13 protein-coding genes are annotated in these 12,513 nt (G+C 67.8%); 6 read left to right on the forward strand and 7 right to left on the reverse strand.

The window, feature by feature from the left end:
• Window positions 1-18: 18 nt before the first annotated feature.
• From rpsP to WDC82_RS04595, 4 genes are all read right to left on the reverse strand, one after another.
• On the reverse strand, window positions 19-423 hold the full coding sequence (gene rpsP, locus WDC82_RS04580) for a 30S ribosomal protein S16 (RefSeq protein WP_340116074.1): 405 nt from the start codon (window positions 421-423) through the stop codon (window positions 19-21).
• A 67-nt stretch (window positions 424-490) separates the two neighbouring features.
• Window positions 491-1,858 (reverse strand): signal recognition particle protein, encoded by a 1,368-nt coding sequence (ffh, locus tag WDC82_RS04585; protein ID WP_340116075.1) that lies wholly within the window; start codon window positions 1,856-1,858, stop codon window positions 491-493.
• Between the two features lie 285 nt (window positions 1,859-2,143).
• Window positions 2,144-2,350 carry a cold-shock protein gene (locus WDC82_RS04590; protein WP_340116076.1) on the reverse strand — a complete coding sequence of 69 codons (207 nt, stop codon included), beginning with the start codon at window positions 2,348-2,350 and terminating at the stop codon, window positions 2,144-2,146.
• Window positions 2,351-2,716: 366 nt separating this feature from the next.
• Entirely contained in the window at window positions 2,717-3,547 is an 831-nt protein-coding gene (locus tag WDC82_RS04595) for a hypothetical protein (protein ID WP_340116077.1), read from the reverse strand.
• Between the two features lie 173 nt (window positions 3,548-3,720).
• Here WDC82_RS04595 and dapF point away from each other — a divergent pair, with 173 nt between their 5' ends.
• From dapF to ftsY, 3 genes are read left to right on the forward strand one after another with little or no spacing between them, the layout of a single operon-like run.
• Window positions 3,721-4,554, forward strand: a complete 834-nt coding sequence (gene dapF, locus WDC82_RS04600) for a diaminopimelate epimerase (protein WP_340116078.1) — start codon at window positions 3,721-3,723, stop codon at window positions 4,552-4,554.
• Window positions 4,551-5,858 (forward strand): tRNA (N(6)-L-threonylcarbamoyladenosine(37)-C(2))-methylthiotransferase MtaB, encoded by a 1,308-nt coding sequence (mtaB, locus tag WDC82_RS04605; protein ID WP_340116079.1) that lies wholly within the window; start codon window positions 4,551-4,553, stop codon window positions 5,856-5,858. The genes dapF and mtaB overlap by 4 nt, the downstream gene beginning before the upstream one ends.
• Entirely contained in the window at window positions 5,855-6,805 is a 951-nt protein-coding gene (gene ftsY / locus WDC82_RS04610) for a signal recognition particle-docking protein FtsY (RefSeq protein WP_340116080.1), read from the forward strand. Before mtaB ends, ftsY begins: the two co-directional genes overlap by 4 nt.
• A 317-nt stretch (window positions 6,806-7,122) precedes the next feature.
• On the opposite strand, the gene WDC82_RS04615 is transcribed toward ftsY, so the two are convergent.
• On the reverse strand, window positions 7,123-7,941 hold the full coding sequence (locus WDC82_RS04615; RefSeq protein ID WP_340116081.1) for an NAD(P)H-dependent oxidoreductase: 819 nt from the start codon (window positions 7,939-7,941) through the stop codon (window positions 7,123-7,125).
• 95 nt (window positions 7,942-8,036) lie between these two features.
• Between WDC82_RS04615 and WDC82_RS04620 the strand changes: the two genes are divergently transcribed.
• Both WDC82_RS04620 and WDC82_RS04625 read left to right on the forward strand, forming a co-directional pair.
• A complete protein-coding gene (locus WDC82_RS04620) occupies window positions 8,037-8,960 on the forward strand; it encodes a LysR family transcriptional regulator (protein WP_340116082.1) in 924 nt (307 codons plus the stop codon).
• A 258-nt stretch (window positions 8,961-9,218) separates the two neighbouring features.
• Window positions 9,219-9,728, forward strand: a complete 510-nt coding sequence (locus WDC82_RS04625; RefSeq protein ID WP_340116083.1) for a hypothetical protein — start codon at window positions 9,219-9,221, stop codon at window positions 9,726-9,728.
• Window positions 9,729-9,910: 182 nt separating this feature from the next.
• On the opposite strand, the gene WDC82_RS04630 is transcribed toward WDC82_RS04625, so the two are convergent.
• Both WDC82_RS04630 and WDC82_RS04635 read right to left on the reverse strand, forming a co-directional pair.
• A complete protein-coding gene (locus WDC82_RS04630) occupies window positions 9,911-10,882 on the reverse strand; it encodes a glutathione S-transferase C-terminal domain-containing protein (RefSeq protein WP_340116084.1) in 972 nt (323 codons plus the stop codon).
• A gap of 100 nt (window positions 10,883-10,982) precedes the next feature.
• Window positions 10,983-11,405, reverse strand: coding sequence for a DoxX family protein (locus tag WDC82_RS04635; protein WP_340116085.1), 423 nt, complete (start codon window positions 11,403-11,405; stop codon window positions 10,983-10,985).
• 139 nt (window positions 11,406-11,544) lie between these two features.
• On the opposite strand from WDC82_RS04635, the gene WDC82_RS04640 reads away from it, so the two are divergent.
• Entirely contained in the window at window positions 11,545-12,435 is an 891-nt protein-coding gene (locus WDC82_RS04640) for a LysR family transcriptional regulator (RefSeq protein WP_340116086.1), read from the forward strand.
• The last annotated feature ends 78 nt before the right edge of the window (window positions 12,436-12,513 follow it).

The following is a 12,513-nucleotide window of genomic DNA, read 5'->3' on the forward strand; positions in this document are numbered from 1 at the left end:
GCAGGCCTCGGCCGCCCGTTACTCGGAAGCGGCTTCCTCGGCGGGGGCCTCTTCAGCCGGCGCGGCGGCAGCTTCCTCGGCGGCCTTCTTGGCCTCCTCGGCGGCGGCGGCACGCTCCTGCGCCTTCTGGCCGGGCAGGTGGGCCGTGGTCTGGCGCGGGATGCGGCGCGCCGGCACCAGGTCGGCGGCGGCCAGGAAACGGCTCACGCGGTCGCTCGGCGTGGCGCCGACCGACAGCCAGTGCTTGGCGCGCTCGGTGTCCAGCGTCAGGCGTTCCGGGTGGTCCTTGGCGACCATCGGGTTGTAGGAGCCGATGCGCTCGATGAAGCGGCCGTCGCGCGGGCTGCGCGAGTCGGCGACCACGATGCGGTAATAGGGACGCTTCTTGGCGCCGCCGCGGGACAAACGGATCTTGAGGGACATGTCTGCTACTCGCTTTCTCGTCGGATACTGTTTGATTTCTTAAGTTCGTTCAGGGTCGTTCAGGGGATCAGCCGAAGGGATTTCCGCCGCCCATCAGGCCGCCAAGCCCGCCGCGCATCATGCCCTTCTTCCCCATCTTCTGGACCCGCTTCATGAGCCGGGTCGCATCCTTGTGCTGCTTCAGCAGCTTGTTCACATCCTGCACCGAGGTGCCCGAACCGCTGGCGATGCGCTGCTTGCGCGAGGCCTTGATGAGGTCCGGGTGCTTGCGCTCCTTCGGCGTCATCGACGACAGCACCGCCAGCTGGCGCTTCACCACGCTGTCGTCCAGCTTGGCCTTCTTCATCTGCTGCATCTGCGCCGAGTTCATGCCCGGCAGCATGCCCATCAGGCTGGAGAGGCCACCCATCTTCTGCATCTGCTGCAGCTGCTTGGCGAAGTCGTCGAGGTCGAAGGTGCCCTTCTGCAGCTTCTTGGCGAGCTTCTCGGCCTCTTCGGCCTCGATGGACTCGGCCGCCTTTTCGACCAGGGAGACCACGTCGCCCATGCCGAGGATGCGCGAGGCCACGCGGTCCGGGTGGAAGCCTTCCAGCGCGTCGAGCTTCTCGCCGACGCCGATCAGCTTGATCGGGCAGCCGGTGACCGCGCGCATGGAGAGCGCCGCGCCGCCGCGCGCATCGCCGTCGACGCGGGTCAGCACGATGCCGGTCAGGCCCACGCGGTCCTTGAAGGCGGTCGCGACGTTCACCGCGTCCTGGCCGGTCATGGCATCGGCGACCAGCAGGCTCTCGTGCGGCTTGGCGGCATCGCGCACCGCCGCCACTTCCGCCATCAGCTCCTCGTCGATGGCGAGGCGGCCGGCGGTGTCCAGCATGACCACGTCGTAGCCTTCCAGCGCGCCGGTCTGCATGGCGCGCCGGGCGATGGCGACCGGCGGCTCGCCGGGGACGATCGGCAGGGTGGCGACCAGCGCCTGCTGGCCCAGCACCTTCAGCTGCTCCTGCGCGGCCGGGCGGCGCACGTCGAGGGAGGCCATCAGGACCTTCTTCTTCTCGCGCTCCTGCAGGCGCTTGGCGATCTTGGCACAGCTCGTCGTCTTGCCCGAGCCCTGCAGGCCGACCAGCATGATGCCGACCGGCGCGGTGGCGCGCAGGTCGATGCCGACGCTCTCGCTGCCCAGGGTCTCGACCAGGTGGTCGTGGACGATCTTCACCACCATCTGGCCCGGCGTCACCGAGCGCAGCACTTCCTGGCCGACCGCCTTCTCGCGCACGCCGTCGACGAAGTCCTTCACCACCGGCAGGGCGACGTCGGCCTCCAAGAGGGCGACGCGCACCTCGCGCAGGGCGGCATTGACGTCCGCCTCGCTGAGCGCGCCGCGGCGCGTCAGCTTGTCGAAGACGCCGGAAAGCCGTTCCTGAAGGCTGTCGAACATCGGTCTAGTGCGGTCCTGGTCTCACGGTTTCAAATAGGCCAAACGCAATTCGCGCCAGCGCGCGAAACTCGCGGACTGGCGGGGCCGCCCCAACCTTTTGGGGCTTTAAGCCGGTCAAGTCACCTTGGCCTGAATGGCGCGGAACTTAGGGGCCCGCGCCCGCCCCGTCAAGCCGTATGCAACGAGCGGGAAATCCCGCCGCACAAACGAAAACGGCCGCCCTTACCTGGGCGGCCGGATCGAAAAGCTTTTCGGTCCTGGTGAGGAGACCGTTGGCTTTGGAGCTCAGCCAGCGGCCTGCAGATTCACCGCCTTGGGGCCGCGCGGGTCGGCCTGGACTTCGAAGCTCACCTTCTGGCCTTCGACCAGCGGGGGCATGCCCGAGCGCTCGACGGCGGAGATGTGGACGAACACGTCCTTGGAGCCATCTTCAGGTGCAATGAACCCGAAGCCCTTGGTGGTGTTAAAGAATTTCACGGTTCCCGTGATCATGTCTGGGTCTTTCCTTCGAACTTCAACGTAGTACGTCCCAGGGGGATCTCCCCCAAGGCCGGGTGAAAGCACGAATTGTCGGGAGCATCGAGGGACGGAAGGGCATCCTTGTAAGGCAAGAGCCTAAAGCGATGTAACCGTGCCCGCGGCTTCTGACCTTACGTCCGTCACCGCCTTTACACCTAGAGCCAGACAAGTTGAAAAGCAAGCTGATTCACACGACATTTTTTTGAAAATCCAAAAGGATAAGGCCACTTTTTTGCCCCTTGGCGGCGCCTTTTCGCGGAATCCCCACCGGAATCGGAAGCGTAGAGAGACCCTTGCGTCTACAACCTATGGGAATCACGATCGCGCGAGTATCTAAACCTAGCGGCCGGGCTGGGTCTCCCCGGCCCGGCGCTCGGCGAGCGCCAGGCGCAGGTCGCGCACCATGACCTCGACCTCGCCGGTGAGCCCGGCGACGGCCCGCGCCTCGGCCTCGGCCAGCGCCGAACGGTGGGCATCGCGGCTGTCGCTGACCGTCGTGAGCCGGTGGCTCGGCTTCTCGGCCACCGCCGAGGCGGTGCCGTAGGTGTAGCCGTTGCGCACATCGACCAGCACCGCCTGCGCGAAGCCCTCGGCCGCCACGTTCTCGGTCGGCAGGAAGAAGCCGATGAGCGCCAGCTTGGTCACCGCCAGCGGGTTGCTGCTCTCCTCGGAGTTGCCGAAAGCCTCGTAGATCAGCACCGCATCCAGGTGCTGGCGCGCGGCGCCGAGGCGGACCTGGCGGACAACCCGTGCCAGGCGGTCGGCAGAATTCTCCAGGCAGCCAAAATAGCCGCAGGCCTGTCTTGCCTGTGGCTCCTCGCCCTCCGGCGTCGCCAGGGCGGCGACCAGCGGCGAGACCGGCACGAACTCCCCATACCCGCCGCCCAGACGTCCGGCCAGGGCACGCCAGGAGTCCGCTTCCGCCGCCGGCACCGGCGCCAGCCCCTCCGGGCCGATGCGCGCCAGACCGATGCGGGCCGGAAAGCGCAGCTGCGGCTCGACGCTCGCGGCGGCGGCGATCTCCGCGTCGGTCGCGGCCCCGGCAGCATCGTCGCCTTCGTAGGCGGCCAGATACTGCGAGCCCGAGGTGGTCTGCACAGAGTGCCCGCAGGCGGCGAGCAGGCCGGCGAGGCCGGCCGCCAGGGCCAGCGAGACGAGGCGCTTGGTCATCATATTCTCCCCCTTGCAGCCGCATGGGCCCCCTGCCCGCGCGATGCGACATCGTGAAAGCGAAAACGCGCGTCAAGAGGGCGGCAATTGGGCAACATTGGGGCGGGGCGCTCAGGGCACGTCTGCGCCCAGGACCCTGGACTTTTCGGCCCCCGCGGCCATATAACCCGCCCATGAGCAGCCGCCCCTTCATCAAGATGCACGGGCTGGGCAACGACTTCGTGGTCGTGGATGCCCGCACCGAGCCCTTCCCGCTGACGGACGCCCTGGCCAAGGCCATCGCCGACCGCCGCGAGGGCGTGGGCTGCGACCAGCTGCTGATCCTGGAGCCGCCGGCGAACGGCAGCGCCGACGTCTTCATGCGTATCCGCAACCACGACGGCGGCGAGGTCGGTGCCTGCGGCAACGGCACGCGCTGCGTGGCCGCCCTGGTGATGGGCGAACTGGGGCGCGATGCGATTATCATCGAGACCTCTGCCGGGCTGCTGCGCGCCAAGGCCGCCGGCCCGGGCCGCGTCACCGTGGACATGGGCGAGGCGCGCCTCGGCTGGCGCGACATTCCCCTTTCCGAGGAACGCGACACCCTCGACCTCGGCATCGGCAACGGCCCGCTGCAGGACCCGGTCGGCGTGAACATGGGCAACCCCCACGCCGTCTTCTTCATCGACAACGTGGAAAGCCTGCCGCTGGAAGAGCTGGGCCCGCCGCTGGAGCATCATCCGCTGTTCCCGGAGCGCGCCAACATCGGCGCCGCCGAGGTCATCGGCAAGGACCGGCTGCGCCTGCGCGTGTGGGAGCGCGGCGCGGGCCTAACCCGCGCCTGCGGCACCGGCGCCTGCGCCGCCGCGGTCGCCGCCGCGCGCCGCGGCCTCACCGGACGCAAAGTCGAGGTGGTGCTCGACGGCGGCAGCCTGACCATCGAGTGGCTGGACAACGGCCACGTCGAAATGACCGGTCCGGTCGCCACCGCCTTTCATGGCGCGCTGAACGGGACGCTGCTGTCATGAGCGCCCATCCGACAAAGTCTCCTCGTATCCTCACCTTCGGCTGCCGTCTCAACGCCTACGAGTCCGAGGTCATGCGCGGCCACGCCGAGGCAGCGGGTCTGGGCGACGCCATCATCGTGAACACCTGCGCCGTCACCGGCGAGGCCGAGCGCCAGGCGCGCCAGGCGATCCGCAAGGCGCGGCGTGAGAACCCCGGCGCGCAGATCATCGTCACCGGCTGCGCCGCGCAGATCGACCCGCAAGGCTTCGCCGCCATGGCCGAGGTCGACCGCGTCATCGGCAACGAGGAAAAGCTGAAGCCAGAGAGCTTCGACAAGTCCTTCCTAACCGAAGACCTGCCGCGCGTGCTGGTGAACGACATCATGGCGGTGACGGAAACGGCGCCGCAGCTGATCGACGGTTTCGCCGAGCGCACCCGCGCCTTCGTTCAGGTGCAGCAGGGTTGCGACCACCGCTGCACCTTCTGCATCATCCCCTACGGCCGCGGCAACAGCCGCTCGGTGCCGCTGGGCGAGGTGGTGCGCCAGGTGCGTTCCCTCGTCGAGCAGGGCACTGCCGAGGTGGTGCTGACCGGCGTCGACGTCACCTCCTACGGCGGCGACCTGCCGGGCACCCCGAAGCTGGGCCAGATGCTGCGCCGGCTTCTTTCCCAAGTGCCCGATCTGAAGCGCCTGCGCCTCTCCTCGCTAGACGCCATCGAGCTCGATCCCGATCTCACCCGCCTCCTCGCCGAGGAGCCGCGCCTGATGCCGCACCTGCATCTCTCGCTGCAGGCCGGCGACGACATGATCCTGAAGCGCATGAAGCGCCGCCATTCGCGCCGCGAAGCCGTGGACCTTTGCAACGCGTTGCGTGAACTGCGTCCCGACATCGTCTTCGGCGCCGACCTCATCGCCGGCTTCCCGACCGAGACCGAGGCGATGTTCGAGAACTCGCTGAAGCTGATCGAGGACTGCGGCCTGACCTACCTGCACGTCTTTCCCTACTCCGCCCGCAAGGGCACGCCGGCGGCGAAGATGCCGCAGGTGCCGGGGCCCGTGCGCAAGCAGCGCGCGGCGCGGCTGCGCGCCGCCGGCGAGGCGGCGCTCGGCCGCTTCCTCGATGCACAGCTCGGCCGCACCGCTTCCGTCCTGATCGAGAAGCAGGAAGCCGACGGCCGCTGGTTCGGCCGCAGCGAGACCTTCGCGCCGGTGCTGGTGAACAGCGGCGTTGTCGGCGCCGTCATCGAGGTGACCATCACCGGGCGCGACGGCGACAGCCTCGTCGCGGTTCCCCTGCAACACAAACTCTCCCCGGCAGCGTGAGCGACACGACAGAACAGAAGAAGGGCGGCTGGTTTCAGCGCCTGAAGGCCGGCTTGAGCCGTTCGTCCTCCAAGCTGGGCGACGGCATCACCGGCATCTTCACCAAGCGCAAGCTGGACGACGCGGCGCTGGAGGAATTGGAAGAGCTGCTGATCACCGCCGACCTTGGTGTGACGACGGCCGCGAAGCTGACCGCCAATCTCGCCAAGACCCGCTTCGACAAGGAAGTCGACCCGCGCGAGGTGCGCGAGGCGCTGGCCGCCGACATCACCCGTATCCTCGAGCCGGTCGCGAAGCCGCTGACGATCGATCCTGCGCAGAAGCCGACGGTGGTTCTGGTGGTCGGCGTGAACGGCTCCGGCAAGACCACCACCATCGGCAAGCTGGCGACCCACTACGTGCGCGAGGGCCTGAAGGTGCGCCTTGCCGCCGGCGACACCTTCCGCGCCGCCGCCATCGAGCAGCTGAAGATCTGGGGCGAGCGCGCCGGCTGCCCCGTGGTCGCCGGCAACCAGGGCGCCGACGCGGCGGGCCTCGCCTTCACCGCCGTCGAGCAGGCCAAGGCCGCCGGCGACGACCTGCTGCTGATCGACACCGCCGGGCGCCTGCACAACAAGGCCGAGCTGATGGCCGAGCTGCAGAAGATCGCCCGCGTCATGAAGAAGGTGGAGCCGAGCGCGCCGCACCATGTCGTCCTCGTGCTGGACGCCACCACCGGCCAGAACGCCTTGAGCCAGATCGGCACCTTCAAGGAACTGGTCGACATCACCGGCCTGGTCGTCACCAAGCTCGACGGCTCGGCGCGCGGCGGCGTCCTGGTGGCCCTGGCCGAAAAGTTCGGTCTGCCGGTCCATGTGGTCGGCGTCGGCGAAGGCGCCGAAGACTTCCGCCCCTTCACCGCCCGCGACTTCGCCCGCGCGCTGGTGGGGCTGGAGCAGGCGAAGTAGGCGACATCGGTCGCACGACAGCAGATTGCACTCCGCTGTCGTCCCGGGGCTTGACCCCGGGACCCATTGGCATCAGCACGCGGCATTGTCTTGCCACGATTGCATCCTGCCAGCCGGCCACACCGCATTCCTCAGAGGAAAGACCTCTATGGCGACCGGGGCATTGGGTCCCGGGGTCAAGCCCCGGGACGACAGCTTTGGCGTGGCAGGAGCAAAACTTTTCTCCATGAGATCTGTGCGTCTTCTGGCGCCTGCGCGGGACACAACCGCGCGTCGACGTCGGGCGCAGGCCCGGCGAAGGCCAGACCACTCCGCCGCTAGGCGATCTTCGTCTTCCGACTGGCCTCCGCTCCTCCGTCCTCGAGGTGAAGCGCGAAGCCCTGCGTATCCGCCCCGCCTAGGTCGGGACGCAACGCCATGCTCGGGATCAGATAGTCGCCGCCGTTCTGACGCCGATAGGGAATCGGTGCGATCGTCGCGAGCGTCCGCATCCGCTCGCGCAGGCGCTCGGCGACTGATTCGAACCCGCTCTCATCGAAACGGTCGACCCTGTAGACCACGAAGGGCGGCAGCACGTCATAGCCCGGGTAGTAGAGGATGCCGTGATTGATCGGGAACAGCAGGTCGTCGATCGGGCCGTTGACTCCACGGGCCGCGTAGTGCTCCTCCCAACCGCCGGCGGTCACGATCAGCATCGCGCGCTTGCCCGCCAGGGTGCCCTCGCCGTAGCGGTCGCCCCATCGCCTCTCGCTGTGCTCGCCGACGCCATAGGCGAATCCGTAAGCGAACACCCGGTCGACCCAGCCCTTCAGGATCGCCGGCATCGTGAACCACCACAGCGGAAACTGGAGGATCAGGGTATCGGCCCAGAGCAGCTTCTCGATCTCGGCCTTGACGTCTTGGGTTTGCGTATCGGTCTCAAAGGCCTTCTTGGAGGCCGCGGCCGGAACCAGGCGCTCGTCCCGTGTCAGTGAGGGAAAGTCGGCGCGGTCCACTTCCGATTTCCAGCCGTCGGCGTAGAGGTCGGTGACGCGCACCTCGTGGCCCTGGGCCTCTAGTTCGCGGACCGCGACATCGCGCAGGGCGCCGTTCAGCGAGCGCGGTTCGGGATGGGCGAAGACAAGCAGTACTTTCATGGGTCAGTGCTCCAAGGATTGGCAACCGACCTCTCATCTAGCTAAGGCGCGCGCGATCCACTAGATATAGATAATAGATATTACTGTGCCGAAATATGGATAAGTCAGACATCACCCTCGAGCGCCTGCGCAGCTTCGTTCGCGTGGCCGAGCGCGGCAGCCTGTCGGCGGTCGCGCGTGAACTCGGCGTCGGCCAGTCCACCATCACCCGGCATCTGCGCGAGCTGGAAACGGCCCTGGGCGTGCCCCTGCTCAACCGCACCACCCGACGCGTATCGATGACCGATGAGGGCGCGCGTTACTACGCCAACTGCCTGCAGATCCTGCGCCTCGTGGAGCAGGCGGGCGACGAGGCACGCGCCACGCGCGGTGCGCCCGCCGGCACCATCCGCATATCCTGCACGGCGGCCATCGGCGTCCTGCACGTGACCAGGCTGATCTTCGCCTTTCAGGACCGCCATCCCGACATCGGCATCGACCTCAGCCTCACCGACGAGCGCGTCGATCTGGTGCGCGAGGGTGTCGATGTCGCGCTGCGCCTGGGGCCCCTGACCGACAGCTCGATGAAACTGAGAAATCTCGGCCACAGCCGACGTCTGCTGGTCGCGGCGCCGGACTACCTGGCGGCGCACGGCAGGCCGGCCGCGCCGCAGGACCTTTCCGGCCACGAGGGCATCCGCATGACCAACGTGGCCGGAAGCGACACGCTCGTCCTGCAGGGGCCGGACGGCGCGCGTCATACGGTGCCCTTCGGCGGAAGATTCCGCGTCGACCACGGGCTTGCCGCCCGCGAGGCCCTGGCCGCCGGGCGCGGCATCGGGTCCGCCCACCGCTGGCTGGTAGACGACCTCCTGTCGGCCGGCAGGCTTGAGGTGATCCTCCCCGACTACGTACCGCTCTCCGTGCCGCTCAACATGCTGATCGTGCCGCAACGCACGGGCATTGCCCGCGTCCGCCTGCTGGTCGATTTTCTCGCGGAGCGGATCCGCGCCATTCCGGGAATCGAGCAGACGCGGTAGGCGCCCCAGTCGCACCTCCGGCCCTCCCCCCAATCGTCACCCCGGACAAGTGAGCGCGAGCGAACGCGATCCGGGGCCCACGGATGGGCCTGGCGCCCTGCCTCTGCCATGGATCCCCGCCTGCGCGGGGATGACGGGTGATGGGTGCAACAGCCGCCGAGCGAACCCAGGTGCTACGCTGCGGCCTTTGATACACGCGGCCTTTCGTACAGGATGGTTGCAACTGGCCGACGCGGACATCTTCGGGGGACAAGCACTTTGAGATTTCCAACACTTGCGGCGATCGTCCTGGCCGCCATGCTGACGGCATGCACCGCGGCATCAAGCGGCGATCCGACGGCACGCACCGCGACACTAAGCAGCGATCCGTCGGGCGACGATCTCTCCACGTCGGAGACCCAGTTCTATTCCTTCCAGCGGCTCCTGCCCTTGCCGGTGTCTACAGCGCCCGGCGATACGATCTACCGCAACCCGATGCTGGCCATCGACGTTCTCGAAGTGCTGGCCGACGGTCGCCCGGTCGCGGCCGTGCCCTCCTTGGTTCTGTTCGTCGGCATAGACACGTCGGCGGTCACCGTTCACAGCGGCATCTATATCTACACCATTCACTTAGACCGATTGCTTTTCTTGAAGCAGCCAAATCAGTGGTTCGTCGAATACTCGATCCCGGAAGCCACCGAGGTCCTGGTGATCCGCTACCGGCTGGTGCGCTACGACGGCGACCCGGAACCGCGCGTCTACACCCTGACGGCGCGCCGCGCCGGCTGACCTATCCGCGAGAACAAGCGCACCGACGGTTCCACCTCCTCCTCACGTCACCCTCGGGCTTGACCCGAGGGTCCATTCATCGGTGCGCAAGGTCCTGTGCGGGCGTCGCAATGGATTGCCGGGTCAAGCCCGGCAATGACGACCAAGGGAAGCGGTGGCGACAGCAGGAGAGCAGCGCTGCGTCACGCCGCCGCCTCGAAAGGCGAATCAAAAGGTGTCTTGGGGCCCGGCGGGATCAGCGACGGGTTGGTGACGCCAAGGTCGTCGTAGTAGTGCCGCTTCACATGGTTCAGCTTCACCGTCGCGGCAACGCCGGGCCAGGCGTAGAGGCGCCGCGTGTGCGCCTCCAGCAGCGGATAGTCCGACAGGCGTTTCAGGTTCACCTTCAAGGCGCCGGCATAGGCCGCGTCGAGGCGCACCAGCGTCGGGAACAGCAGCCAGTCGGCCTCGGTGGCGCAGCGCCCCAAGAGGTAGGGCCGCCCGTCGCCGAGCAACGCTTCCAAATGGTCCAGCGCGGCGAAGAACTCTTTCACCGCGGCATCGAATGAATCCTGGTCGGCGGCGAAGCCCGCCTTGTAGACGCCGCCGTTCACGCGGCGCCTGATAAATCCGCCCAGCGCGTCGATGTCGTCGCGCAGGCGCCCGGGATAGAACGTCAGATCGTTGTGGCGCAGACGGGCGAAGCCGAGATCCAGCATGCGCATGATGTCGGCGGACTCGGTGCTGACGATGGTCTGCGTCTCAGTATCCCACAGCAGCGGCACGGTGACCTTGCCGGTGAAGGCCGGCGCCGCCTTCACGTAAAGCTGCCACAGCGCGCCCAGACCGTTCGCGCGATCTTCCGTCACCTCGGGAAAGCAGGCATCGGGCGTGAAGGTCCAGCCGTCGGAGCCGCTCCAGCGCGGGTGCACCACCGACATCGGCAGCACCGCTTCCAGGCCGAAAAGCGCGCGGTAGAGAATCGTGCGGTGGGCGAAGGGACAGGCGTAGGAGACGTAGAGGTGATAGCGCCCGGCCTCTGCCGGGAAAGCCGCCGCCGGATCGGCGTTCACCCAGTTGTGGAAGAGGTTTTCCGGCTGTTGGGCACGCGCCGTCTCGTAGGCGGTGCGTTCCTTGACATCAGAATGCCAGCGGCCGTGGATCAGGGCTTTCATCGTTGTCTCCTCCGGAATGAAAAAGGCCGCGCGCTGCAGAGGTTTCGGATCGGCAGCGCGCGGCCAGCACTCAAGACACCGGACTTGGAAGCGACGCCGGTCAGGCGGGGACCTTCTGACCGAGGAACGCCGGGCCCTTCACCGCGTAGGCGCCGCTGCCCAAGAGGGCCTGCACCAGCGCGGCGACGGTGAGGAACAGCGGATACTCCCAGCCGCCGCCCTCGGCGGAGAACACCCAGCCGTTGCCGGCGTGCACCCAGGTGGCGCCGAGCAGCACCGGGATCACCGCCAGGGCCACCAGGCGGGTCTGGAAGCCGAGGATGAGGGCGATGCCGCCGCCGATCTCCGCCAGCAGGGTGAGGTAGGCGGCGATGGCCGGCAGGCCGAGGCTCTCGAAGAAGCCGACGGTGCCGGGCACGCTGAACACGATGACCTTCAGGTAAAGGCTGTGGGCCAGGAACATGACGCCCAGGGAAACGCGCAGCAGCAGGGCGGCGTAGGGGGCGGTCTTGCTGTCGATCATGGAAATTCTCCAGTCTCAAGGACGCCCCTTCGAACTCGGGATGGCGTCGGGTTGCGATGACGGGGAAGGTATGGTTTGCTCATGCGCACGTCGATCCGCGATCTTTGCAAGTTTCCATTGCATCTGTGCAAACACCTGAATGAGCCCTACCCCCGACATCACCGCCGACCTGGCTACCCTGCTGGCCATCGCCCGCGAAGGCACCCTGGCCGGCGCGGCGCGGCGCCTGCGGGTGAACCACTCCACCGTGTTCCGCCGACTCGGCACCATCGAGGCCCGGCTCGGCACCCGCCTGTTCGAGCGCCAGGGCGGCAGCTATGTGACCACCGCCGCCGGCGAGGACCTGCTGCGTACCGCCGAGCGCGTGGAAGCCGAAGTGGAGGCGCTGGAGCGCCGGCTGAGCGGCCAGGACCTGCGCCTGACCGGCAGCCTCAGGCTCACGGCGCCCGACGACCTGGCCGAGGTGGTGGCCATGCCGCTGCTCGCCCAGTTTCGTCGCCAGTACCCGGAGATCGTGCTGGAGCTGGTGCTCGACAACCGCATGCTGAACCTCACCCGGCGCGAGGCGGACGTTGCCTTGCGCCCGACGCGTCAGCCGCCGGAGACCTTGGCCGGGCGCCGCGTCACCGGGCTGGCGAGCGCCGTCTACGCCAACGCCGGCCAGCCGCCGCCCAAGGATCCCGCCGGCCCGGAAGTGCGCTGGGTCGCCTGGGAGGAAGGCGCCGGGCCGCCGCTGGTGGCGCGCTGGCTGGCCGCCAATGTCGACCGCCACGCCATCGCCTACCGCTCCAACTCCATGTTCAACCAGGCCAGCGCCGCGCGGAACGGCCTCGGCCTCGCGGTGCTGCCGTGCTTCCTGGGCGACAGCGACCCGCGGCTGCAGCGCGCTACCCCGCCCCTGTCCGACCTCACCACCGAGCTGTGGCTGCTCACCCATCCCGACCTGCAGCGCACGGCGCGCATCCGCGCGCTGCTCGACCTGCTCTACGACTCTCTGCGCCGCCAGCGCCGCCTCTTCGAAGGCGCATGAGCCCCGGCGATAATCGTTTACCATGTAAACTAATTTTCGAACCCTCATGAAGACCGTGTGACGGATCCGTGACGCGAA

Source organism: Pelagibius sp. 7325 (assembly GCF_037652055.1).
GTDB lineage: Bacteria > Pseudomonadota > Alphaproteobacteria > Kiloniellales > Kiloniellaceae > Pelagibius.

Bases quoted from the DNA above. Each gene is read 5' to 3' on its own strand.
- dapF (WP_340116078.1), top strand. From the start codon at position 3,721: ATGAGCAGCCGCCCCTTCATCAAGATGCACGGGCTGGGCAACGACTTC.
- WDC82_RS04590 (WP_340116076.1), bottom strand. From the start codon at position 2,350: ATGATCACGGGAACCGTGAAATTCTTTAACACCACCAAGGGCTTCGGG.
- WDC82_RS04630 (WP_340116084.1), bottom strand. From the start codon at position 10,882: ATGAAAGCCCTGATCCACGGCCGCTGGCATTCTGATGTCAAGGAACGC.
- WDC82_RS04595 (WP_340116077.1), bottom strand. From the start codon at position 3,547: ATGACCAAGCGCCTCGTCTCGCTGGCCCTGGCGGCCGGCCTCGCCGGC.
- WDC82_RS04615 (WP_340116081.1), bottom strand. From the start codon at position 7,941: ATGAAAGTACTGCTTGTCTTCGCCCATCCCGAACCGCGCTCGCTGAAC.
- WDC82_RS04635 (WP_340116085.1), bottom strand. From the start codon at position 11,405: ATGATCGACAGCAAGACCGCCCCCTACGCCGCCCTGCTGCTGCGCGTT.
- WDC82_RS04640 (WP_340116086.1), top strand. From the start codon at position 11,545: ATGAGCCCTACCCCCGACATCACCGCCGACCTGGCTACCCTGCTGGCC.
- mtaB (WP_340116079.1), top strand. From the start codon at position 4,551: ATGAGCGCCCATCCGACAAAGTCTCCTCGTATCCTCACCTTCGGCTGC.
- ffh (WP_340116075.1), bottom strand. From the start codon at position 1,858: ATGTTCGACAGCCTTCAGGAACGGCTTTCCGGCGTCTTCGACAAGCTG.
- rpsP (WP_340116074.1), bottom strand. From the start codon at position 423: ATGTCCCTCAAGATCCGTTTGTCCCGCGGCGGCGCCAAGAAGCGTCCC.
- WDC82_RS04620 (WP_340116082.1), top strand. From the start codon at position 8,037: ATGGATAAGTCAGACATCACCCTCGAGCGCCTGCGCAGCTTCGTTCGC.